The sequence below is a fragment of the Burkholderia sp. BCC0097 genome, from assembly GCF_902832985.1.
GTDB lineage: Bacteria > Pseudomonadota > Gammaproteobacteria > Burkholderiales > Burkholderiaceae > Burkholderia > Burkholderia orbicola.
The window spans coordinates 21,252-44,502 of the sequence record NZ_CADFDM010000012.1 but is presented as its reverse complement, the minus strand read 5'-3'; the positions used below and the strand labels follow the sequence as shown (position 1 = coordinate 44,502).

Genomic DNA, 23,251 nt, shown 5'->3' with positions numbered 1-23,251 from the left:
AAAGCCCGTCCTTTCCGTTTTCGCGCCGGCCCTGCTGCGGCAATTTCCCATGACTTACTGCGCGATCGATTTCGGCACGTCCAATTCCGCCGTGGCGCTGCCCGACGGCGATGGCATGCGCCTCGCGCCCGTCGAGGGCGACCACCTGACGCTGCCCACCGCGATCTTCTTCAACAACGACGAAGAGACGGTCGAATACGGCCGGGCGGCGTTGGCCTCCTATATCGACGGTTTCGACGGCCGGCTGATGCGCTCGATGAAGAGCATCCTCGGCTCGCCGCTTGCAGAAACGACCACCGATCTCGGCGACGGCAGTGCGATCGCGTACACCGAAATCATCGCGCGCTTCCTGATGCACCTGAAACGCAAGGCCGAAGCGCGCGCAGGCGCGCCGATCGGACGCGCGGTGCTCGGCCGGCCGGTGTTCTTCGTCGACGACGATCCGCGCGCCGACCGTCTCGCGCAGGATCAGCTCGATGCGGCCGCGCGATCGGTCGGCTTCGCGGACGTTCACTTCCAGTACGAACCGATCGCCGCCGCGTTCGACTACGAGTCGCGCCAGCCGGCCGAGCGTCTCGTACTCGTCGCCGACATCGGCGGCGGCACGTCCGACTTCTCGCTGGTGCGTGTCGGCCCGCAGCGGATGGCGCGCCTCGAGCGCAAGGACGACGTGCTGGCGCACCACGGCGTGCACGTCGCGGGCACCGACTACGACCGGCGGGTCGAGCTGGCGGCGATCCTGCCCGCATTCGGCTACCGTTCGCTCGACCCGGAAGGGCGCGAGCTGCCGAACAAGATCTATTTCGATCTCGCGACCTGGCACCTGATCAACACCGTCTACACGCCGAAGCGGATCGGCGAGCTGAAGCTGATGAAGCACCTGTACCAGGACGTGCGGCAGTACGACCGGCTCACGAGCGTGGTCGAGCAGCGGCTCGGGCATGCGCTGATGGCGCGCGCGGAAGAAGCGAAGATCGGCGTCGCGGCGGGTGGGGAGACGATGATCGACCTGAACGACGTGGAAGAGGATCTGCTGATCGCGTTCGACGCCGATCGTCTCGTCGACGCGAGTCGGGACGATACCGCACGCATCGTCGATGCCGCACGCGAGACGGTGCGGCTCGCGGGCGTGGCGCCGCGCGATGTCGGGGCGTTGTATTTCACCGGCGGTTCGACGGGGCTCGCGTTCCTGTCGGGCGCGCTCGCCGGCGCGTTCCCGGATGCGCAGCCGGTGTTCGGCGATCGCCTCGCGAGTGTCGCGACGGGTCTCGGCATTCACGCGCAGCGATTGTTCGGCTGAACGGCGGGCGGCTGAACGGCCGCCATGCCGGGCGGACGACCCATGCCCAAAAACAAAAAGCCCCGCCGAAGCGGGGCTTTTTACACGAATGATCGCGCCAAGCTTAGACCGGACGGATGTTCGCAGCTTGCAGACCCTTCGGGCCCGTCTTCACTTCGAATTCAACCTTCTGGTTTTCTTGCAGCGTCTTGAAGCCTTCGACGCGGATTTCCGAGAAGTGCGCGAACAGATCGTCGCCGCCGCCTTCCGGGGTGATGAAGCCGAAGCCCTTTGCGTCATTGAACCACTTGACGGTACCGGTTGCCATGTTACTTGTTCCTAAAAAGATAAAACGGGGCCGAGGCCCATGGGGTGCGGAAAATCAAGGAAGGGGTAATAGGACCACCGGAGTACCGTTGATGGGCGAACTACGAAAGAACCAATTCACTCGCCACTTGAAATCCTGCGAAGTCCTTTATACGGCTAATCCGTCTGATGGTCAACCGTATTCCCGTACTCTCAGGGTTATTGCGGATATCAGGTTTACAAAGCTTGCAAGCGATGCGAATTTTTTGTAGGGGCTGACCGATTTTGGCGCCACGTTCGAGGTGCAACCGTTAAACTACGCGCCGCGTGGACGGGTTGCCCCGATCGGGTGACCCTCCCCCCAAGAATGCGTGCGCGGTGCTGTCCGAGCCGATCCCGGACCGCAGGCCGACCATGCTTTTTGAGACACAGGAGAGGATGTGAAGAGTTCTATTCAACGGAACATCGGCCCGTTTGCATTGATGCTGACGGGGCTGGGTTCGATTATCGGCTCGGGCTGGCTGTTCGGTGCCTGGAAAGCCGCGAAGATCGCCGGTCCGGCGGCGATCTGCGCCTGGATCATCGGCGCCGTCGTGATTCTGGCGATTGCACTGACGTATGCGGAACTGGGCGCGATGTTCCCCGAGTCGGGCGGCATGGTGCGTTACGCGCGCTACTCGCACGGTTCGCTGGTGGGCTTCATCAGCGCATGGGCCAACTGGATCGCGATCGTATCCGTGATTCCGATCGAGGCCGAAGCGTCGATCCAGTACATGAGCACGTGGCCGTATCCGTGGGCGCACGCGTTGTTCGTGAACGGAGAATTGCAGACCCTCGGCCTGCTGCTGTCGGCGGTGCTGGTCGTCGTCTACTTCATGCTGAACTACTGGGGTGTGAAGGCCTTCGCGCGGGCGAACACCGCGATCACGATCTTCAAGTTCCTGATCCCCGGCCTCACGATCCTCGGCCTGATGCTGACGAGCTTCCACTCGGAGAACCTCGGCGTCGCATCGAATGCGAGCTTCGCGCCGTACGGCTGGTCGGCCGTGCTGACCGCGGTCGCGACGAGCGGCATCGTGTTCGCGTTCAACGGCTTCCAGAGCCCGGTGAACCTGGCCGGTGAAGCGCGCAATCCGTCGCGCAGCGTGCCGTTTGCGGTGATCACGTCGATCCTGCTGGCGCTCGTGATCTACGTGCTGCTGCAAATGGCCTATATCGGTTCGGTGAATCCGGCGGACGTCGCGAAGGGCTGGGCGCACTTCAACTTCTCGTCACCGTTCGCGGAACTCGCGATCGCGCTGAACCTGAACTGGCTCGCGATCCTGCTGTACGTCGACGCGTTCATCAGCCCGAGCGGCACCGGTACGACCTACATGGCGACGACCACCCGCATGATCTACGCGATGGAGCGCAACAACACGATGCCGAAGATGTTCGGCAACGTGCATCCGATCTACGGCGTGCCGCGCCAGGCGATGTGGTTCAACCTGCTCGTGTCGTTCGTGTTCCTGTTCTTCTTCCGCGGCTGGAGCTCGCTCGCGGCGGTGATCTCGGTCGCGACGGTGATCTCGTACCTGACCGGCCCGATCAGCCTGATGGCGCTGCGCCGTTCGGCGACCGATATCGAGCGCCCGCTGTCGATTCCGCTGATGAAGCTGATCGCGCCGTTCGCGTTCGTGTGCGCCTCGCTGATCCTGTACTGGGCGAAGTGGCCGCTGACGGGCGAAATCATCCTGCTGATGATCGTCGCGCTGCCGGTGTATTTCTACTTCCAGGCTAAGTCGGGCTGGACCGGCTGGGGCGCCGACCTGAAGGCCGCATGGTGGCTGGTCGCGTACCTGCCGACGATGGCCGTGCTGTCGCTGATCGGCAGCAAGGAGTTCGGCGGTCATGGCTACCTGCCGTACGGCTGGGACATGCTGATCGTCGCGGCGATTTCGCTGGTGTTCTACTTCTGGGGCGTGAATACCGGTTACCGGACCCAGTATCTCGACGAGCGCGAGTCGCACGACGAGATCCTCGAGGGGGTCGGTGCCTGACGCCTGACCTGTCGCCGGATTCGGCGGCGACAGGATGCAGTGAAAAAAGCCCGCCCGGGCGTTGCTCGGGCGGGTTTTTTGTTGGCCCGGCGGCGCCGCCGCCGTCCAGGCTCAGGCGCCGGGGCTCGCGAACACGTAGTTCGTCATCGCGAGCACGCGCTGATAGGTGCCGAGCGACTGGATGCCGAGTTGGTAGTCGTCGTCCGCCGCGCCGAGCGCAGTGAAGACCGGCAGCAGATGTTCGTCGGTCGGATGCATCAGCGCCGCGTGCGGCGCCTGCCGCCGGTAGTCGAGCAGCGCGTCGACGTCGCGGGCGGCCAGTTTCGCCTCGAACCAGTCGGTGAATTCCGCGACGCGCGGGTCCGCATCCTCGGGCGCCGCGCCGAAATCGGCGGCGCGCAGGTTGTGCGTGATCTGGCCCGAGCCGATCACCATCACGCCTTCGTCGCGCAGCGGCCGCAGCGCGCGGCCGAGCGCGAAGTGATGCGCGGCATCCGCGCGCGGCTGGATCGACAGTTGCGCGACCGGCACGTCGGCTTCCGGAAACATCAGCAGCATCGGCACCCACGCGCCATGATCGAGGCCGTGTTCGGTCGTCGCGGTCGCGATGCCGGCCGTGTTCAGCAGCGCGGCCGCGCGCTCGGCGACGTCGGGTGCGCCCGGCGCCGGATAGCGGATGTCGTACAGCGCCTGCGGGAAACCGTAGAAATCGTGAATCGTCTCCGGATGCGCGGCGACGCTCGCGACCGGTCGTTGCGTGCCCCAGTGCGCGGACAGCATCAGCACCGCGCGCGGGCGCGGCAACTCGGCGCCGAGGTGCGTAAACGCGCCGGACGGCAGCGCCGGGTCGATCGGCAGCGTCGGGGCGCCGTGGGACAGGTACAGCGAAGGCAAGCGGTTCATGGTGGTGACCTGCAAAAGGGATTTGCCTGTGACTATAGGCGTGTACCGTGCATTGATAAATCGACGCTACGGAATTTGATTGACGCTTGTTTGTTGATAATCGTGGCGAAGGCAGGCTTTCGGATGCCGGGTCACATCGGAAAGCGTGAAATGGAGGGAGTTGCTGCGCGAATCGGTGGAGATCCGCGCAGAAGAGGCGTGGCTTACTGCGCGTGCCGGATGCCGGGCCACGGCGTCGTGAGCGGCGCGCTGAGGGCGAACAGGTCGAGGACGCGTGTGACGGTCTGGTCGACGAGTTCCTCGATCGTCTTCGGCATCGCGTAGAACGCGGGCAGCGGCGGAAAGACGATGCCGCCCATTTCGGTGACGGCGGTCATGTTGCGCAGATGCGCGAGGTTGAACGGCGTTTCGCGCACCATCAGCACGAGACGGCGGCGTTCCTTCAGCGTGACGTCGGCCGCGCGGGTGACCAGGTTGTCGGACAGCCCGTGCGCGACGCTCGCGAGCGTCTTCATCGAGCAGGGCGCGATCACCATGCCGTCGGTCGCGAACGAGCCCGACGCGATCGTTGCGCCGACGTCGCGCACCGAATGCACGACGTCCGCACGGCTTTCGATATCGGCCTTCGGCAGCTTCAGTTCATGCTGGATGTTGAGCCAGCCGGCGTTCGAAATCAGCAGATGCGTTTCGACGCCGCCGGCGGCGCGCAGCAGATCGAGCAGCCGCACACCGTAGATCACACCGGTGGCGCCGGTGATCGCGACGATCAGCCGGCGCGGCGGCGCGCTGGGAGATGCCATCGAAAAGGGGCGGGTGCCGCGTGTTACGCGGCGGCGAACAGTTGCTGCAGTTCGCCCGACTGGTACATCTCCATCATGATGTCCGAGCCGCCGATGAATTCGCCCTTCACGTAGAGCTGCGGGATGGTCGGCCAGTTCGAAAATGCCTTGATGCCCTGGCGGATTTCGTCGTCCTCGAGCACGTTGACCGTCTTGAACTGGTCGACGCCGCAGGCCTTCAGCACCTGCACGGCGCGGCCCGAGAAGCCGCACATCGGGAATTGTGCGTTGCCCTTCATGAAGAGCACGACCTGGTTTTCGTCGACGATTTGCTTGATACGTTGTTGGGTGTCCATGACTGACCTTGCGTTTGCGGGGCGTTAGAACGAAATGATAGCGGATTTCAACCGGGCGGGCCGGGCATCAGCCCGGCAGGCGGCCGCCGGTCGTGCGTTCGATGGCGGCGAGATCGGCGAGCGATTCGACCGCGACGAAGCCGTGTGACGCCAGTATCGCGCGGACGGCTTCGGCCTGGTCGTAGCCGTGCTCGATCCACAGCGTGCCGCCCGGTTTCAGATGGGCGCTGGCGCCCGCGACGATCGTTCGGATCGCGCTAAGGCCATCGGCATCGTCGGTGAGCGCGCCGCGCGGCTCGAAACGCAGGTCGCCTTGCGCGAGATGCGGATCGTGCTGCGCGATGTACGGCGGGTTGCTGACGATCGCGTCGAATCCGAGCGCGGGATCGAGCGCTGCGTACCAGTCGCTCTGCAGCCAGTGCAGCGGGCCGCCGGGGCGCCGCGCGTCGAGCAGCTTGTCGGCGTTGCGTTGCGCGACCGCGAGCGCGGCCGGCGAACGGTCGAGCGCCCAGACGCGTGCATCGGGGCGCTCGGCGGCGATCGACACGGCGATCGCGCCGCTGCCGGTGCCGAGATCGAGCACGGCTGCGTGCGGCAGCCCGTCGATCGCATCGAGCGCGGCTTCGACGAGCAGCTCGGTTTCTGGGCGCGGGATCAGCACGTCGGGCGTCACGTCGAACGGGCGGCCGAAGAACTCGCGCGTCCCCACCAGTTGCGCGACGGGCTCGCCGGCGACGCGGCGCGCTTCGAGCGCGCGGTAGCGTTCGATCGCGGCGGCGTCGAGCGGCGCGTCGCCGCGCGTGATCAGTTGCGTGCGGGTCCAGCCGAGCGCGTGCGCGAGCAGCACGCGTGCATCGACCGGGTCGAGCGGCGAGGCGCGCAGCAGGGCGTCGGCGGTGGTCTCGGACATCGTGGCCTCAGTCGGCTTCGCCGAGCGATGCGAGCAGCTCGGCCTGGTGCTCGGTGACGAGCGCGCCGATCAGTTCGTCGAGATCGCCGTCCATGATCGCCTCGAGCCGGTACAGCGTCAGGTTGATCCGGTGGTCGGTCATCCGGCCCTGCGGGAAGTTGTACGTGCGGATGCGCTCCGAACGGTCGCCGGAGCCGATCAGGCTCTTGCGCGTCGCGGCTTCCTTCGCATGCTGCTCGTGATACTGCTTGTCCTTGATGCGCGCGGCGAGCACCTTCAGCGCGCGATCCTTGTTCTTGTGCTGCGAGCGGTCGTCCTGGCATTCGACGACGATCCCGGTCGGGATGTGCGTGACGCGCACCGCCGAATCGGTCTTGTTGATGTGCTGGCCGCCCGCGCCGGACGCACGGAACGTGTCGATCCGCAGGTCGGCCGGATTGATCTCGACCTCGCCGATCTCGTCGGCTTCCGGCATCACGGCGACCGTGCATGCGGACGTATGGATGCGCCCCTGCGTCTCGGTGGCCGGCACGCGCTGCACGCGATGGCCGCCCGATTCGAACTTCAGGCGCGAATACGCGCCCTGGCCCGCGATTCGCACGATCACTTCCTTGTAGCCGCCGAGATCCGATGCGCTCTCCGACATCATTTCGACCTGCCAGCGCTGGCGTTCCGCGAAGCGCAGGTACATGCGCAGCAGGTCGCCCGCGAACAGCGCCGATTCGTCGCCGCCCGTGCCCGCGCGGATTTCGAGGAAGATGTTGCGGTCGTCGTTCGGGTCCTTCGGCAGCAGCATCTTCTGCAGCTCGGTCTCGAGGCGCGCCATGCCCTCGCGCGCGCTGCGGATTTCGTCTTCCGCGAAATCGCGCATCGACGGATCGGCCAGCAGCTCCTGCGCGGCCGTTTCGTCGCTGCGCGACTGGCGCCATAACGCGTATTGCTCGACGACCGGGCCGAGTTCCGCATGTTCGCGCGTCAGCTTGCGGTACTGGTCGAGGTCGGCCGTGACGTTTTCGCGGCTCAGCAGGTCGTTCAGTTCGGCCAGCCGTGTGGACAGCTGGTCGAGCTTGCGTTGCATGCTCGTCTTCATGGTGTGGAGCGGCGCTCCCGGGCAAGGGGTATTCGGAAAGGATAGGCCGGCGGCAGGACAATGCGCGGCCGGCGGCAGGCGACCGGGCGGCGCTAGTGGCCGGACTGGTCGTTCGAGCGCGGCGCGTGCTGATAGAAGCCGCGCATCAGGTCGATCAGCGAATCGCGATCGGCGCCGTTGACGCGGTTGAGCGCGCTCGTCGGGCCGTGGATCAGCTTGTTGGTCAGCGCCTGCGACAGGGCTTCGAGCACGGCGGCCGGATCGTCACCGCGCGCGAGCAGCTTCTGCGCCTTTTCGACTTCGGCTCGACGCAGCGCGTCGGCCTGCGTATGCATGTGACGGATCACCGGCACGACGCTGCGCGTGTCGAGCCATTGCATGAAATTCTGCACGCGCGTCTCGATGATCGCCTCCGCCTGGGCGACCGCGGCCTGGCGCGATGCGTTGCCCTCGCGCACGATCGCGCCGAGATCGTCGACGGTGTACAGGAACACGTCCTTCAGCTTGCCGACTTCGGGCTCGATATCGCGCGGCACCGCGAGGTCGACCATGAAGATCGGCCGGTGGCGGCGCGCCTTCACCGCGCGCTCGACCGCGCCGAGACCGATGATCGGCAGCGTCGACGCGGTACACGACACGATGATGTCGAATTCGTGCATGCGGGTGGGCAGGTCGGCCAGCGGCATCGCGCGGCCGTTGAAGCGTTCGGCGAGCCGCTGGCCGCGTTCGGCCGTGCGGTTCGCGACGACCAGTTCGCGCGGGCCTTGCGCGGCGAAGTGCGTTGCGCACAGCTCGATCATTTCGCCCGCGCCGATGAACAGCACGCGCTGATCCGACACCTTTTCGAAGATGCGCTGAGCGAGGCGCACCGCGGCCGCGGCCATCGACACCGACTGCGTGCCGATTTCGGTCGTGCCGCGCACTTCCTTCGCCACCGCGAACGTGCGCTGGAACAGCTGGTTCAGATAGGTGCCGAGCGCGCCCGCTTCGGTCGCAGTGCGAACGGCATCCTTCATCTGGCCCAGAATCTGGGTTTCGCCGAGCACCATCGAATCGAGGCCGGACGCAACGCGAAACGCGTGCCGGACCGCTTCCGACTGCGGCAGCGCATAGACGTGCGGCGCGAGTTCGTCGACCGGAATCCGGTGATACTCCGACAGCCAGCGGACCGCGCCTTCACGGGCAGCACGATCGTCGGTCGCGCAATACAGTTCGGTGCGGTTGCAGGTGGAGAGGATCGCCGCTTCGGGCGTATTCGGTGCCTGCGGGCCGAGAAACACGTTCTTGAACGTGACGAGAGCCGGCTTGATTTGCTCGAGCGGAAACGCCACGCGTTCGCGCAGGGCGACAGGCGCAGTGTGGTGGTTGATTCCGATCGTGAGGAGTTGCATATCGAGGGCTATCGTTTAGCCCCATATTATAGCGTTTCAGCGATTTCCTCACTCGCGGCATACCGGGCATCGGCGTGGCGGGGCCACGAATTTGGGGGCTCGATCGGTACGCGGTCGAGCTGGTAGCCGAAGCCGTAGAGCGGCAACAGCCGGTAGCCGCGCTCCGGAAGCAGTTGCAATTTGCTGCGCAGCCGGGACGCGTGCGTGTCGAGCGTGCGCGACTTCATGTCGCGGCGGCGCGCCCATACCGTTTCGAGGATATGGGCGCGTGACACGGGCCGCGACAGGTTCGTGAACAGCAACTGTGCGAAACGAAACTCCTTCGGCGTGAGTGAAACGATTGCGTCGCCGAAACGTACGAGGCAATGCGTGGCGTCGAATGCGTATTCGCCATACATTTCGCGCGAACGGGTGGGCGCCCGCCGTACGCCTGCGCGGCGGATCAGCGCGTTGACGCGCGCGAGCAGCTCGGGCCCGCTCACGGGCCGCACGAGACAATCGTCGGCGCCCGCGTGCAGGCACGAGACGATTTCACTTTCGCGCGCCGACTGCATCACGGCGATGGCCGGCAACCCGGGCAGGACCGCCTGCGCGCGCGGAATGACTTCCTGCGCCGGCTGGTCGCCGGCCCAGTGGCCGGTGACCAGCATGTCGCAGGTGTTGTCGGCGGCGAGCCATTCGAAGAAGGCGGTGCTGGACGGAAACGCGTGGCACACGTGACCGCCCGCGAAGAGCAGGCGGTTCAGGAGTGCGGTATGGCGCGACTCCGGATCGATCAGAGCGATTCGCATGACGATTTCTTCAATACGGCAGCCGGTGTGCGCTTGCCATAACGTCGAGTCGGCCCCTACACTCGAACGTTCGCGGCGCCCGGCTGGTCTCGGGTTCGATGGATGAATCGATGCTAGCCGCTGGCAATGTTCACGCCTATGGGACGAATCCGAATTTATAGAAGGCGTTGAATGAACTGGTTTGGAATCCTTGTCCTGGGAGCGGCCGTCGGGCTGTTGGGCCGCTGGCTGCATCCGATGCGGCGCACGGGCCGGCCGGCGTGGTGGATCGCGGTGCTCGTCGGCATCGTGGGCGCGGCCGCCGCCCGCATGGTCGGCAATCTCTCGGGACTGTTTTACGATGGCGAGACGCTCGAATGGCCGGTCTGCACCGGCGTCGCGTTCCTCGCCGTAGCCGTGACGGTCGCGCTGTCGGCCCGTCGCTGAATGCTCTCAGGTGAAATCATGAATGCCCGTCTCCCCGAAGTCTCGCCGGTGCCGGCCCGTCTGGCGCTGCTGCGCGACGCCATGGTCCGCGAGAACCTGGCCGCCTATCTCGTGCCGTCCGCCGATCCCCATCTGTCCGAATACCTGCCCGAACGCTGGCAGGCGCGCCGCTGGCTGTCCGGCTTCACGGGCTCGGTCGGCACGCTGGTCGTGACCGCGGATTTCGCCGGGTTGTGGGTCGACAGCCGCTACTGGGTGCAGGCCGACGCCGAACTGGCAGGCACGGGCGTGCAGCTGATGAAGATGACGGGCGGACAGCAGAGCGCACCGCACGTCGACTGGCTCGCGCAGAACGTGGCGGCCGGCGCGACGGTCGGGGTCGACGGCGCTGTGCTCGGCGTCGCGGCCGCGCGCGGGCTGACGGCTGCGCTGAGCGCACGCGGCATCGCGCTGCGTACCGACGTCGACCTGCTCGACGCGATCTGGCCCGAGCGGCCGGGGCTGCCCGGCGACGCGGTGTTCGAGCACGTGGCGCCGCAGGCCGACACGACGCGTGCGAGCAAGCTGGCCGAGGTGCGCCGCGCGATGCACGCGCAGGGCGCGCAGTGGCATTTCGTGTCGACGCTCGACGATCTCGCCTGGCTGTTCAACCTGCGCGGCGCCGACGTCAACTTCAATCCGGTGTTCGTTGCGCACGCAATGATCGGCGCCGATCGCGCGACGCTGTTCGTCGCCGACGGCAAGGTGCCGCCGGCGCTGGCCGCGTCGCTCGCGCAGGATGGCGTCGACGTCCGCGCCTACGACGCCGCGCGCGCGTCGCTCGCGGCGCTGCCCGACGGCGCGACGCTGCTGATCGACCCGCGCCGCGTGACGTTCGGCACGCTCGAGGCCGTGCCGGCCGGCGTGAAGCTCGTCGAGGCCGTGAATCCGTCGACGTTCGCGAAATCGCGCAAGACGTCCGCCGAGATCGAGCACGTGCGCGTGACGATGGAGCACGACGGGGCCGCGCTCGCGGAATTCTTCGCGTGGTTCGAACAGGCGGTGAACCGCGAGACGATCACCGAGCTGACGATCGAGGAAAAGCTCACGGCCGCGCGCGCCCGACGCCCCGGCTATGTGTCGGCGAGCTTCGCCACGATCGCCGGCTTCAACGCGAACGGCGCGATGCCGCACTACCACGCGACGCGCGAGTCGCACGCGACGATCGCCGGCGACGGCCTGCTGTTGATCGACTCCGGCGGCCAGTACATGACGGGTACGACCGACATCACGCGCGTCGTGCCGGTCGGCACCGTCAGCGACCTGCAGCGGCGCGATTTCACGATCGTGCTGAAGTCGATGATGGCGCTGTCGCGCGCCCGCTTCCCGCGCGGCATCCGCTCGCCGATGCTCGACGCGATCGCGCGTGCGCCGATGTGGGCGGCCGGGCTCGACTACGGCCACGGCACCGGGCATGGCGTCGGTTACTTCCTGAACGTGCATGAGGGCCCGCAGGTCATTTCGCACTACGCGCCGGCCGAGCCTTACACGGCGATGGAAGAGGGGATGATCACGTCGATCGAGCCGGGCGTGTACCGACCGGGCCAGTGGGGCATCCGGATCGAGAACCTGGTCGTGAACCGTGCGGCCGGAAAGACGGAATTCGGCGACTTCCTCGCGTTCGAGACGCTGACGCTGTGCCCGATCGACACGCGCTGCGTGCTGATCGAGATGCTGCACGACGAAGAGCGCGCGTGGCTGAACACGTATCACGCGACGGTGCGCGAGCGCGTCGGCCGGCACGTGAGCGGCGACGCGAAGGCGTGGCTCGACGCGCGCACGCAGCCGATCTGACGCAACGCATGGTAACGGCCGGATAGCGATCCGGTAACGATCCGGTAACGATCGAACGACGGCCGGACGATAACAGCGAGGGCAGGCAATGGCGGACACCGCGGTGATCGTGGTCGACATGCAGCGCGGGCTGGTGGAGCGGGCGCAGCCCGCGTACCGGCTCGACGACGTGGTGTCGGGCATCAACCGGTTGACGGCGGCGGCGCGCGCGGCGAATGCGCCGGTGTGCTTCGTGCAGCACGACGGCGACGCGGACGACGACGTCGTGCCCGGCACGCCGGGCTGGGAACTGCATGCGGGGCTGGTCGTCGGTCGCGACGACTGGCGTGTGCGCAAGCAGGCGAGCGATTCGTTTCACGACACGCCGCTCGCGGCGCAGCTCGATCGCCACGGCATCCGTTCGGTGCTGATCTGCGGCTATGCGACCGAGTTCTGCGTCGATTCGGCCGCGCGCCGTGCCGCGTTGCTCGGCTACCGGACGACCGTCGTGTCCGACCTGCACACGACGAACGAGCGCGCCCACCTGTCGGCGGCGCAGATCGTCGCGCACCATCACTTCATCTGGAACAACAATTCGCTGTCGGGCAACGCGGTGACGCCGCGTCCGCTCGCGGACGTGCTCGCGACGGAGTTCGCATGACGATCAAGGCAGTGGTGTTCGATTTCGGCGGGGTGCTGATCGACTGGAGCCCCGAGTACCTTTACCGCGAACTGATTCCCGACGCCGCCGAGCGTCGCTGGTTCCTCACGCACGTGTGCGCGATGGACTGGGTGGTCCGTCAGGACGGCGGGCAGACGATCGAGGAAGGCACGGCCGAACTCGTCGCGAAGTTTCCGGAGCACGAAGCGCTGATCCGCGCGTTCTATGCGCGCTGGCACGAGATGATCGGCGGTGTGCTCGAAGAGGGCGCGGCGCTCGTCGACCGGCTGGAAGCGCAGGGGATGCCGCTGTTCGGGCTGACGAACTGGTCCGCGCAGACGTTTCCGTATGCATGGGACAACTTCCCGGTGCTGCGCCGGTTCAAGGACATCGTCGTGTCGGGCCGCGTGAAGCTCGTGAAACCCGATCCGGCGATCTACCGCGAGATGCATGCGCGGATCGAGCCGCACCTGCCCGGCATCGCGCCGCACGAGCTCGTGTTCATCGACGACAACGCGCACAACGCGGCGGCCGCGACGGCGCTCGGCTGGCACGGCATTCATCACACGAGCGCGGCGGCGACCGAAGCGCGGCTGCGCGAACTGGGCGCACTGGTGTAAGCGGCGGGGCGAGCGCCAGGCGAAAAAAAGCGGGCCATGGGCCCGCTTTTTCGTTGTGCCGTTCCGGATGCGGCCACCTTCGATCACCTTCGGCGTCCAGCCCCGCGTGATCGCGGCGCCGGGCGCCCGGGCCGCGCCGCTCAGCGGCTGATCGGCTTGTAGCGCAGACGCTTCGGCTTCGCGGCTTCCTCGCCGAGGCGCGCACGCTTGTCGGCTTCGTACTCCTGGTAGTTGCCGTCGAAGAACGTGACCTGCGAATCGCCTTCGAACGCGAGGATGTGCGTCGCGATCCGGTCGAGGAACCACCGATCGTGCGAGATCACCATCACCGAGCCGGCGAATTCGAGCAGCGCGTCTTCCAGCGCGCGCAGCGTTTCGACGTCGAGGTCGTTCGACGGTTCGTCCAGCAGCAGCACGTTGCCGCCCGAGATCAGCGTCTTGGCGAGGTGCAGGCGGCCGCGTTCGCCGCCGGACAGGTTGCCGACGATCTTCTGCTGGTCGCCGCCCTTGAAGTTGAAGCGGCCGATATACGCGCGCGACGGCGTTTCGTACTTGCCGACCGTCAGCACGTCGGCGCCGCCCGAGATTTCCTCGAACACCGTCTTCGAACCGTCGAGCGCGTCGCGGCTTTGGTCGACGTATGCGAGCTTCACCGTCGGGCCCATCACGACTTCGCCCGAATCCGGCTGTTCCTTGCCCGTCAGCATCTTGAACAGCGTCGACTTGCCGGCGCCGTTCGGGCCGATGATGCCGACGATCGCGCCGGCCGGGATCTTGAAGCTCAGGTTGTCGATCAGCAGGCGGTCGCCGAACGACTTGCTGACGTTCTTGAACTCGATCACTTCGTTGCCGAGGCGCTCGCCGGCCGGAATGAAGATTTCCTGCGTTTCGTTGCGCTTCTGGTATTCCTGGCTGCTCAGCTCCTCGAAGCGGGCGATACGCGCCTTCGACTTCGCCTGGCGGCCCTTCGGGTTCTGGCGCACCCACTCCAGTTCCTTCTTGATGGCCTTCTGGCGTGCCGATTCCGACGCCTCTTCCTGCTTCAGGCGCTCTTCCTTCTGGTCGAGCCAGCTGCTGTAGTTGCCCTTCCACGGAATGCCGTGGCCGCGGTCGAGTTCGAGAATCCACTCGGCCGCGTTGTCGAGGAAGTAGCGATCGTGCGTGACGGCGACCACGGTGCCCGGGAAGCGCACCAGGAACTGCTCGAGCCAGTCGACCGATTCGGCGTCGAGGTGGTTGGTCGGTTCGTCGAGCAGCAGCATGTCGGGCTTCTCGAGCAGCAGCTTGCACAGCGCGACGCGGCGCTTTTCACCGCCCGACAGGTGCTCGATCTTGGCGTCCCATGGCGGCAGGCGCAGCGCGTCGGCGGCCACTTCGAGCTGCTGCTCGGGGCTGCCGCCGTCGCTCGACGCGAGGATCGCCTCGTATTTCGCCTGCTCGGCCGCGAGCGCGTCGAAGTCGGCGTCCGGTTCGGCGTATGCCGCGTAGATTTCTTCCAGCTTCTTGTTCGCCTGGAACAGGTCGCCGAGGCCTTCCTCGACGGCTTCGCGCACGGTCTTCGTCGGATCGAGCTGCGGTTCCTGCGGCAGGTAGCCGATGTTCAGGTTCGGCATCGGCGTGGCTTCGCCTTCGATGTCCTTGTCGACGCCCGCCATGATGCGGATCAGCGTCGACTTGCCCGAGCCGTTCAGGCCGAGCACGCCGATCTTCGCGCCGGGAAAGAACGACAGCGAGATGTCCTTCAGGATCTGGCGCTTGGGCGGCACGATCTTGCCGACCCGGTTCATCGTGAAAACGTATTGGGCCATTTCGGTGTGAAAGTCAGAAGTGGTTGGGACGGCCGCGCAGCGCGCGGGCGTGGCGGCGTCGGGTGATTCGGTACGGAGCGTGCCGCGCGGGGCGCGGCGGTGCGAGCGCGTATTGTACTTCGCCGCCGGCTGCCGCTGGCGCGGTGCAGGCCATTCGGCCGACCTTCGCTTACAGCCACGCGGCGACGCCGCCGTGCCCCGAGCACGTGCCGCGCCGGTGACGGCTGAAGCTGTACGTGCCGTCGCGGCAGCGCGCGCTCGCGCCGTCCGGCACGCGGCCCGATTTCGAATGGGCGGGCGCATGCACGGTTTCGCCGTCGCGGTTGCGATACGTGTCGTGACGGTCGAGATCGGCTTCGTTGCCGTAGCCGGGTGATGCTCGATAGGCGTGCGCGGCAGGGGGCAACGCGGCGCCCGCGACGAAGAGCGCGGCGGACAGGGTCGCGACATGTGTCGCACGGCGGAGCAGGGCACGCATGGTCTCTCTCGTTCGGTTCGTTGTTATCGAGGTCGGGCCGATGGCCCGCGCCGCATGTTAGCCGGATCGACGCGGCGCCGCCGCGCGACGCTAGGCCGCGCCGGTCATCGACGCCGCGCCGTCGGCCTGCGCGGCATCGAGAATCCAGCGGCGGAACGCGGCAACCTTCGGCCGTTCCGCGTGATGCGGCGGATAGACGAGGTAGTACGCGAAATCGTCGAGCCATGCGACGTCGGCAAGCTGCACGAGCCGGCCGCTCGCCAGCTCGCCGCGCACCATCGCAGCCGGCAGCAACCCGGCGCCCTGGCCGGCGACGATCGCCTGCAGCAGCAGGCCCGAATCGTCGAACGCCGGGCCGCGCGGCGGGCCGAAATCGTCGATCCGCTGCGCACCGAACCAGATGTGCCAGCCCTTGCGTTCGGCGTCGTGCAACTGCGGCCAGCCGACGAGCTCGGCCGGCGTCGCCGGCATGCCGAGCCGCGCGACGAGCTCGGGCGACGCGAGCGCGACGATTTCCACCGTCAGCAGGCGTTCGCTGCACAGCCCGATGTAGCGCCCGAGGCCGTGGCGGATCGCGACGTCGACGCCGTCGCGCGCGAAATCCGCGAGCGCGTGGCTCGTGAGGACCTGCAGGTCGACGTCCGGGCACGCCTGCCGGAACTGCGCGAGGCGTGGGACCAGCCACGCGGACGCGAAGAACGGCGTGACGCTCACCGTCAGCACGCCGCTGTCGGCGGCGCCCGACACGCGCTGCGACGCATCGGCGATCTGCCGGAACGCGTTGCGCACGGGCGGCAGGTAGTCACGGCCGGCGGCCGTCAGCAGGATGCCGCGGTTCACGCGCTCGAACAGTTGCACGCCGAGATGCGTCTCGAGCGTGCGGATCATCTGGCTCACCGCACCGGGCGTGACCGACAGCTCCTCGGCCGCCGACTTCACCGAGAGGTGGCGGGCGGCGGCTTCGAACGCGCGCAACGCGTTGAGCGGCGGCAGGCGGGAACGAGTCATTCAGTTTTTCTAAAGCGAAAGGTCGACGAAATATCGTTTGAGACGACGTGTATGCGCGCGTACCGTTGATGCATCGGATCGCCCGTTTCGCGGCTGCCTGTCGGGTGCCGATCGGCGGCCGATGCGATCAACATAGTTCAACTATATCCACGGGGCAATCCGGACGCCGCCCGGCAGCCGGTGGAACCCGAAAGGAGCATCGTCATGAACCGCCCGGGCGCGTCACGCGTTTTCCATGGCTGGTACGTGGTGGCGGCTGCGTTCGCCGTCACGTTCGTCGGGTTCGGCAGCGCCTATACGTTCAGTGCGTTCGTCGAATCGCTGCAACGGGATTTCGCCGCGTCGCGCGGCCAGATCTCGCTCGTGTTCTCGCTCTCCGGCTTCCTGTACTTCGGTTTCGGCATCGTCAGCGGGCCGCTGGCCGATCGTTTCGGCTCGCGGCGGCTCGCCGTCGCCGGGATGCTGCTGACCGGCGCGGGGCTCGCGGCCGCCGGCGCGGCGCATACGCTGCTGCAGGTCTATGTCGCGTACGGGCTCGGTGTCGGGTTCGGCGTCGGCTGCGCGTACGTGCCGGCCGTCGGCGCGGTCCAGCGCTGGTTCGTGCGCCGGCGCGGGTTCGCGTCGGGGCTTGCGGTCGCTGGGATCGGCGTCGGCACGCTGGTGATGCCGCCGCTCGCGTCCGCGCTGATCGCGCAGGTCGGCTGGCGCGGCGCGTACTTCACGCTGGCCGCGCTCGTGATCGTGCTGGGAGCCGGCATGTCGCTGTTGATCGAGAACGACCCGCGCGGGCGGGGGCTGTTGCCGGACGGCGATGTCTCCGGTGACGACGGCGGCCGGAATGCGGCCGCTTCCGCGGTCGCCGCGAACGTACCAGCCGGCGCGACGGTGCGCGAAGCCGTCACGTCGCGGCCGTTCGCGAGCCTCTACGCGGCCTGCCTCGTCTGTTCGTTCGGCGTATTCGTCCCGTTCGTTCACCTCGTGCCGTACGCGCTCGATCACGGCGTCGCGCCGTCGACGGCCGTGCTGCTGCTCGGTGCGATCGGCATGGGCAGCACGGCCGGCCGCTTCTTCCTCGGCGGCCTGGCCGATCGCTTCGGCCGCCGCGCGTCGTTGCTCGCGATGTTCGCCGGCATGGCCGTTGCGCTGGTCGCGTGGGCGGGCGCCGGCAGCGTCGCGACGCTGGCTGGGTTCGCGCTCGTGTTCGGCGTGTTCTACGGCGGCTGGGTCGCCGTGCTGCCGGCGGTCGTGATGGACTATTTCGGCGGGCGCAACGTGAGCGCGATCATCGGCATCCTGTACACGAGCGTCGCGTTCGGCACGCTGATCGGGCCGGCCGCCGCCGGCTTCATCTACGACGCGGGCGGCGGCTATCTCGTACCGATCCTCGCGAGCGCCGCCGCGAATGCGATTGCGTTCGCGATCGTCGCGGCCGCCGGGCGTGCGCCGGCCGCCGCGCGTGCGGCCGGCGGATAGCGCCACCCGGCTGGGCGTGCCGCGCGATTTCCGGTAGGGTGGCCGGACCGTCAACCATCGACGCCCGGTCGGGGAGGCACCGTGACATTCGACGAAGTCCGGCAGATCGCACTGGCGTGGCGCGGCGTCGAGGACGGCACGTCGTACGGCACGCCCGCGCTCAAGGTGAAGGGCAAGCTGCTCGCGCGGCTGCGCGAGGACGGCGACACGCTCGTCGTGAAGGGCGTCGGCCCCGACGAGCGCGCATGGCTGATCGAGTCGGCGCCCGACGTGTATTACGTGACCGATCACTATGTCGGCTGGCCGATCGTGCTGGTGCGCTTGTCGGCCGCGCATCCCGACGCCGTGAAAAACCTGCTTCTGCGGGAATGGCACGCGATCGTGCCGGCGAAGTGGCGGGACGAAGCTGCCCGCGACACGCACTGAATCGCGCCCACCCCGCGCGCGATGCGGCCTGCCGAACCGGATCAAGCGTTGCATCGGTTCGTATCGATGCAACGAGTGGTTCCATCGAAATTCTTCAATTGGTTCTTAGTGAAGAACCGTTTGATGCTTACACTCCTTCGCTTCGAAGGCGGCTGACGACAGCCGACGGAACGGGCGTACGCGATGCGCCGGCGCCCGGTGCGCCGCATCGCACCCGCGGCTTCGCAGACTGCGCGGACGACCCGACCGGAACGGCCCCATCCGGCCCATGCCCGTGTGCGACGCACCCGCGGCCGCGGCCGGATTCAACAACGACAACTCCCCGCGCCGCCTTCACGCGACACACGGTCGTACCGGAACCGTTTTTTGGAGAGAGACAGATGAGTGGAAGCAACACAGGCCTCGGCACTGGCCTGAAGCAGCGTCACGTGACGATGATGTCGATTGCCGGTGTGATCGGCGCGGGCTTGTTCGTCGGCTCCGGCCACGCGATCGCGGAAGCCGGGCCGGCATCGATACTCGCGTATGCGATCGCGGGCGTGCTGGTCGTGCTGGTGATGCGCATGCTCGGCGAAATGGCCGTCGCGCATCCGGACAGCGGGTCGTTCTCGACCTATGCCGATCGAGCGATCGGCCACTGGGCCGGCTTCACGATCGGCTGGTTGTACTGGTGGTTCTGGGTGCTGGTGATTCCGATCGAGGCGACCGCCGCCGCGACCATCCTCAATGCGTGGTTCCCGGGCATCGCGACGTGGATCTTCGCGCTCGGCATCACGCTGCTGCTCACCGTCACCAACCTCTTCTCCGTCAAGAACTACGGCGAATTCGAATTCTGGTTCGCGCTGATCAAGGTCGTCGCGATCGTCGTGTTCCTGTGCATCGGCGGTGCGGCGATCGTCGGCATTATTCCCGCGCCGGCCGTGTCGGGCGTGTCGAACCTGTTCGTGCACGACGGCTTCATGCCGCACGGCGCGAGCGCAGTGCTCGCGGCGATGCTGACGACGATGTTCTCGTTCCTCGGCACGGAGATCGTGACGATCGCGGCCGCCGAATCGGACAACCCGCAGCGCCAGATCGTACGTGCGACGAACTCGGTCATCTGGCGTATCACGCTGTTCTATCTCGGCTCGATCCTCGTCGTCGCGGCCATCGTGCCGTGGAACGACCCGCTGCTGCCGAAGCACGGCTCGTATCAGCGCGCGATGGAGCTGATCGGCGTCCCCAACGCGAAGGCGATCATCGACGTGATCGTGCTCGTGTCGGTCGCGAGCTGCCTGAATTCGGCGCTGTACACCGCGTCGCGGATGCTGTTCTCGCTGTCCCGGCGCAAGGACGCGCCCGCCTTCCTGCATCGCACCGATTCGACCGGCACGCCGCGCGCGGCGGTGCTCGCATCGACCGCGTTCGGTTTCCTGACCGTGATCGCGAACTACCTGATGCCGGAGCAGGTGTTCGGCTTCCTGCTCGCGACGTCGGGCGCGATCGCGCTGCTCGTGTATCTCGTGATCGCGATCTCGCAGTTGCGGATGCGCAAGACGCTCGAAGCGGGCGGCGCGGACCTGACGTTGCGGATGTGGCTGTTCCCGTGGCTCACGTGGGCGGTGATCCTGTTCATCTGCGGCACGCTGACCGTGATGTTCGTCAGCGAGGAGCACCGGATGGAAGTCGGCGCGACGGCCGTGCTGGCGTTGATCGTGCTGCTCGCGTCGTGGCTGAACAAGCGCGGCCGCGATGCGCGGGCGAACGCGGGGCGCCGGGTGTCGGCGACGTGATCTGATCGCGTGATGTAGTGGCGGGGCGGGAGCCTCGCTGATGAACATGGCCTGACCGGCATTTGCCGGCCGGGCCATTTTTCTTTCGACGACGCACGGATGCCGTTGCGAGTATCGGCCGCGCGGCATCGGTCGTGGGAGACGCACGCTGCTGCGTGCTGCCGACGGGAACGTCGTCTGCCGAAACGATCGTCGCCTATACTCGACGAGAAGAAAAATCGCGGGGGTGGGCGATGGGGACGGTGCACGGATCGGGCAGTCGCGCGGTCGACGCGCGGCGCGTCGGCACGTATGCAGCCGCGGTACTCGCGCTGCAGATCGTCGTTCTGGCTGTCTGGGCGATGAGGTACTACGGCTGGCACGATCGCTCATCCCCGATGGTCGGCTCGGACTTCGCGATTTTCTGGGCGGCGGCCCGTGTCGCGATCGAGCACGGCGCCGCGGCGATCTTCTCGCCCGGGTGGATGCAGCCGATCGAAGCCGCCCTGCGGCCGTTCGACGACTTCGCTCCGTGGCCGTATCCGCCGACGTTCCTGCTCGTCATCCTCCCGTTCGGCCTCGTGCCGTTCGTCTTCGCGCTCGTGGTGTTCGCGACACTGCAGATCGCCTGTTATGCGGCGGTCGTCGCGCGTGTCGTGCGCCCGCTCGACAGGCAGCTGCGCGTCGCGATTGCCGCATTTCCGGGGCTGCTCGGCGCGGCGCTCACGATGCAAAATTCCTTCATGACGGTCGCGGCGGCGGCCGCGGCGCTGCTCCTGCTCGAATCGAGCCCGGTTCTGGCGGGCGCATGCATTGCGGTGCTGATCGTGAAGCCGCAATTCGGCGTGCTGTTCCCGTTGGCGCTCGTCTGCGGGCGCCACTGGAAGGCATTGATATCGGCCGGCGCGTTCAGTGCCGGGATCGTCGCGGTGTCGCTGGCGGCGTTTGGCGTGCGGGCGTGGGCCGCGTTTTTCGCGTTCATGCCGGCGTTCCACCACAACGTGGTCGAGTACGGCGACACGCTCCGGCGGGGCATGCCGTCGACGATCTCGCTCGCCCGCGCAGCCGGGCTATCCGTCGGGCCAGCCTACGCCGTGCACGCGGTGGTCGGGGTACTGGCGGTCGCGGCGGTCGCCGACGTCTGGATTCGCCGTTCGCGCTTCGCGCTCCGCGCCGCCGCGCTGGCCGCCGGGACGCTGCTCGTGCAGCCTTACTATGTGTACTACGACCTGCTCTGGCTGGTGTTGCCGGTTGCATTCCTGCTGCTGGACGCGCGGAACGTCCCGTTGCGCCGAGCCGAGATCGTGATCATCGTGCTGGCCTGGCTCGCGCCGGCGCAGGCCTTCGTCGCGGTGATCAGCGGCACGGGTTGGCCGGTCGCGTCGGCGATGCTGGTCGCGCTGCTCGCGGTGATCGTAATCCGGAGTCGCGAGCCGGCGCCGGTGGCTGCGTAGCGGTTGCCGGGTGAGCGGGTGGGCGGGTGGGCGGGTGGGCGGGTGAGCGCATGTTGCTGCAGTCGGTCGACCCGAGCGGAACGATGCCGGGCGCATGAAACAGAAAACCCCTTGCGGCGCCGAGGCCGCAAGGGGTTTTCCGTGTATTGCCGTACTACGCCTGGGGTGATTCGCTCAGACGTTGAACAGGAAGTTCATCACGTCGCCGTCGTGCACGACGTATTCCTTCCCTTCCGCACGCATCTTGCCGGCTTCCTTCGCGCCTTGCTCGCCCTTGTACGTGACGAAGTCGTCGAACGCGATCGTCTGCGCACGGATGAAGCCGCGCTCGAAGTCGGTGTGGATCACGCCGGCCGCTTGCGGAGCGGTATCGCCGATGTGGATCGTCCACGCGCGCACTTCCTTCACGCCCGCGGTGAAGTAGGTCTGCAGGCCGAGCAGCTTGAAGCCCGCGCGAATCACGCGGTCGAGGCCCGGCTCTTCCATGCCCATGTCGGCGAGGAACGCTTCCTTGTCCGCGTCGTCGAGATCGGCGATTTCCGCCTCGATCGCCGCGCATACGGCGACCACCGGCGCGTTTTCGCTTTCCGCGTACTTGCGTACCGCCTCGAGGTGCGGGTTGTTCTCGAAGCCGTCGTCCTTCACGTTGGCGACGTACATCGCCGGCTTCGCGGTGATCAGGCAGAACGGCTTGATCAGCGCCTGTTCGTCGTCCGACAGCGCGAGGCCGCGCACGGCCTTGCCCTGGTCGAGCTGCGCGCGCACCTTTTCGAGCACCGCGACGAGCTTCGCCGCTTCCTTGTCGTTGCCCGACTTCGCCGCCTTCGAATAGCGCGTGAGCGCCTTCTCGATGGTGCCGAGGTCGGCGAGCGCGAGTTCGGTGTTGATCACTTCGATGTCGTCGATCGGGCTGACCTTGCCGGCGACGTGGATGACGTTGTCATCCTCGAAGCAGCGCACGACGTGCGTGATCGCATCGGTTTCGCGGATGTTCGCGAGGAACTGATTGCCGAGGCCTTCACCCTTGCTCGCACCCGCGACGAGGCCCGCGATGTCGACGAATTCGACGACGGCCGGCACGACACGCTCCGGCTTGACGATCTCGGAGAGCGCCTTCAGGCGCGTATCGGGCACTTCGACGATGCCGACATTCGGCTCGATCGTGCAGAACGGGTAGTTCTCGGCGGCGATGCCGGCCTTGGTCAGCGCATTGAACAGGGTGGACTTGCCGACGTTGGGCAAGCCGACGATGCCGCATTTGAGACTCATGGAATCCTTCGGACGGGTGAGGCGGCGCGGCCGGACAGGGCACGGCGGCGCGGGAAAAAAGGGGCGGCCGGCGCGTGGAGCGCGGCGGGCCGACGGTCAAAGACGCTATTGTACCGTGCCGGCGCCCCGGATTCCGGGCTTGCCGCCGAACGGCCGATGCGGCGGGCCGCCGCGCGGGCGCACCGGCCTGCGATTCTGCTGATTTCCCGCAAAGTCCGGCC

At 67.1% G+C, this 23,251-nt stretch carries 22 protein-coding genes; 10 read left to right on the top strand and 12 right to left on the bottom strand.

The window, feature by feature from the left end; translation table 11 throughout:
• Window positions 1-49 precede the first annotated feature (49 nt).
• The gene (locus HWX07_RS32125) at window positions 50-1,300 is read left to right on the top strand and encodes an Hsp70 family protein (RefSeq protein WP_175879087.1); all 1,251 of its coding nucleotides are present in this window, start codon (window positions 50-52) and stop codon (window positions 1,298-1,300) included.
• 103 nt (window positions 1,301-1,403) lie between these two features.
• Here HWX07_RS32125 and HWX07_RS32120 read toward each other — a convergent pair whose 3' ends face one another.
• Window positions 1,404-1,607, bottom strand: coding sequence for a cold-shock protein (locus HWX07_RS32120; RefSeq protein WP_006477070.1), 204 nt, complete (start codon window positions 1,605-1,607; stop codon window positions 1,404-1,406).
• A gap of 418 nt (window positions 1,608-2,025) precedes the next feature.
• Here HWX07_RS32120 and HWX07_RS32115 point away from each other — a divergent pair, with 418 nt between their 5' ends.
• The gene (locus HWX07_RS32115; protein ID WP_012327816.1) at window positions 2,026-3,624 is read left to right on the top strand and encodes an APC family permease; all 1,599 of its coding nucleotides are present in this window, start codon (window positions 2,026-2,028) and stop codon (window positions 3,622-3,624) included.
• Window positions 3,625-3,735: 111 nt separating this feature from the next.
• Here HWX07_RS32115 and HWX07_RS32110 read toward each other — a convergent pair whose 3' ends face one another.
• From HWX07_RS32110 to HWX07_RS32080, 7 genes are all read right to left on the bottom strand, one after another.
• On the bottom strand, window positions 3,736-4,527 hold the full coding sequence (locus HWX07_RS32110; protein WP_175879085.1) for a class III extradiol ring-cleavage dioxygenase: 792 nt from the start codon (window positions 4,525-4,527) through the stop codon (window positions 3,736-3,738).
• Window positions 4,528-4,730: 203 nt separating this feature from the next.
• On the bottom strand, window positions 4,731-5,327 hold the full coding sequence (locus HWX07_RS32105; RefSeq protein WP_175879083.1) for a UbiX family flavin prenyltransferase: 597 nt from the start codon (window positions 5,325-5,327) through the stop codon (window positions 4,731-4,733).
• 23 nt (window positions 5,328-5,350) lie between these two features.
• On the bottom strand, window positions 5,351-5,662 hold the full coding sequence (gene grxD / locus HWX07_RS32100; protein ID WP_006477066.1) for a Grx4 family monothiol glutaredoxin: 312 nt from the start codon (window positions 5,660-5,662) through the stop codon (window positions 5,351-5,353).
• A gap of 67 nt (window positions 5,663-5,729) precedes the next feature.
• Entirely contained in the window at window positions 5,730-6,572 is an 843-nt protein-coding gene (prmC, locus tag HWX07_RS32095) for a peptide chain release factor N(5)-glutamine methyltransferase (protein WP_175879082.1), read from the bottom strand.
• A 7-nt stretch (window positions 6,573-6,579) separates the two neighbouring features.
• Window positions 6,580-7,662, bottom strand: coding sequence for a peptide chain release factor 1 (gene prfA, locus HWX07_RS32090; protein WP_006477064.1), 1,083 nt, complete (start codon window positions 7,660-7,662; stop codon window positions 6,580-6,582).
• A 92-nt stretch (window positions 7,663-7,754) separates the two neighbouring features.
• Entirely contained in the window at window positions 7,755-9,053 is a 1,299-nt protein-coding gene (gene hemA, locus HWX07_RS32085) for a glutamyl-tRNA reductase (RefSeq protein WP_006477063.1), read from the bottom strand.
• Window positions 9,054-9,079: 26 nt separating this feature from the next.
• Window positions 9,080-9,844, bottom strand: a complete 765-nt coding sequence (locus HWX07_RS32080) for a response regulator transcription factor (protein ID WP_175879080.1) — start codon at window positions 9,842-9,844, stop codon at window positions 9,080-9,082.
• 171 nt (window positions 9,845-10,015) lie between these two features.
• Here HWX07_RS32080 and HWX07_RS32075 point away from each other — a divergent pair, with 171 nt between their 5' ends.
• From HWX07_RS32075 to HWX07_RS32060, 4 genes are all read left to right on the top strand, one after another.
• Window positions 10,016-10,270: a hypothetical protein gene (locus HWX07_RS32075; protein ID WP_012327821.1), complete on the top strand. Its 255-nt coding sequence runs from the start codon at window positions 10,016-10,018 to the stop codon at window positions 10,268-10,270.
• A gap of 18 nt (window positions 10,271-10,288) precedes the next feature.
• Entirely contained in the window at window positions 10,289-12,103 is a 1,815-nt protein-coding gene (locus HWX07_RS32070; protein WP_012327822.1) for an aminopeptidase P family protein, read from the top strand.
• Between the two features lie 88 nt (window positions 12,104-12,191).
• Window positions 12,192-12,743: a cysteine hydrolase family protein gene (locus tag HWX07_RS32065; protein ID WP_012327823.1), complete on the top strand. Its 552-nt coding sequence runs from the start codon at window positions 12,192-12,194 to the stop codon at window positions 12,741-12,743.
• Entirely contained in the window at window positions 12,740-13,363 is a 624-nt protein-coding gene (locus HWX07_RS32060) for an HAD-IA family hydrolase (protein WP_011546543.1), read from the top strand. The genes HWX07_RS32065 and HWX07_RS32060 overlap by 4 nt, the downstream gene beginning before the upstream one ends.
• A gap of 140 nt (window positions 13,364-13,503) precedes the next feature.
• On the opposite strand, the gene ettA is transcribed toward HWX07_RS32060, so the two are convergent.
• From ettA to gcvA, 3 genes are all read right to left on the bottom strand, one after another.
• A complete protein-coding gene (gene ettA, locus HWX07_RS32055; RefSeq protein WP_006494122.1) occupies window positions 13,504-15,171 on the bottom strand; it encodes an energy-dependent translational throttle protein EttA in 1,668 nt (555 codons plus the stop codon).
• A 169-nt stretch (window positions 15,172-15,340) separates the two neighbouring features.
• Window positions 15,341-15,649, bottom strand: coding sequence for a DUF3761 domain-containing protein (locus HWX07_RS32050; RefSeq protein ID WP_012327825.1), 309 nt, complete (start codon window positions 15,647-15,649; stop codon window positions 15,341-15,343).
• 90 nt (window positions 15,650-15,739) lie between these two features.
• Complete coding sequence (gcvA, locus tag HWX07_RS32045) at window positions 15,740-16,657, bottom strand: transcriptional regulator GcvA (RefSeq protein ID WP_175808580.1); 918 nt, start codon at window positions 16,655-16,657, stop codon at window positions 15,740-15,742.
• Between the two features lie 204 nt (window positions 16,658-16,861).
• Here gcvA and HWX07_RS32040 point away from each other — a divergent pair, with 204 nt between their 5' ends.
• From HWX07_RS32040 to HWX07_RS32025, 4 genes are all read left to right on the top strand, one after another.
• Entirely contained in the window at window positions 16,862-18,130 is a 1,269-nt protein-coding gene (locus HWX07_RS32040; RefSeq protein WP_175879078.1) for an MFS transporter, read from the top strand.
• Between the two features lie 81 nt (window positions 18,131-18,211).
• A complete protein-coding gene (locus tag HWX07_RS32035) occupies window positions 18,212-18,556 on the top strand; it encodes an MmcQ/YjbR family DNA-binding protein (protein WP_175879077.1) in 345 nt (114 codons plus the stop codon).
• Window positions 18,557-18,936: 380 nt separating this feature from the next.
• Window positions 18,937-20,328 carry a GABA permease gene (gene gabP / locus HWX07_RS32030; protein ID WP_012327829.1) on the top strand — a complete coding sequence of 464 codons (1,392 nt, stop codon included), beginning with the start codon at window positions 18,937-18,939 and terminating at the stop codon, window positions 20,326-20,328.
• A 233-nt stretch (window positions 20,329-20,561) separates the two neighbouring features.
• Entirely contained in the window at window positions 20,562-21,761 is a 1,200-nt protein-coding gene (locus HWX07_RS32025; protein WP_175879075.1) for a glycosyltransferase family 87 protein, read from the top strand.
• Window positions 21,762-21,935: 174 nt separating this feature from the next.
• Here HWX07_RS32025 and ychF read toward each other — a convergent pair whose 3' ends face one another.
• Entirely contained in the window at window positions 21,936-23,030 is a 1,095-nt protein-coding gene (ychF, locus tag HWX07_RS32020) for a redox-regulated ATPase YchF (protein ID WP_006477050.1), read from the bottom strand.
• Window positions 23,031-23,251: the final 221 nt, after the last annotated feature.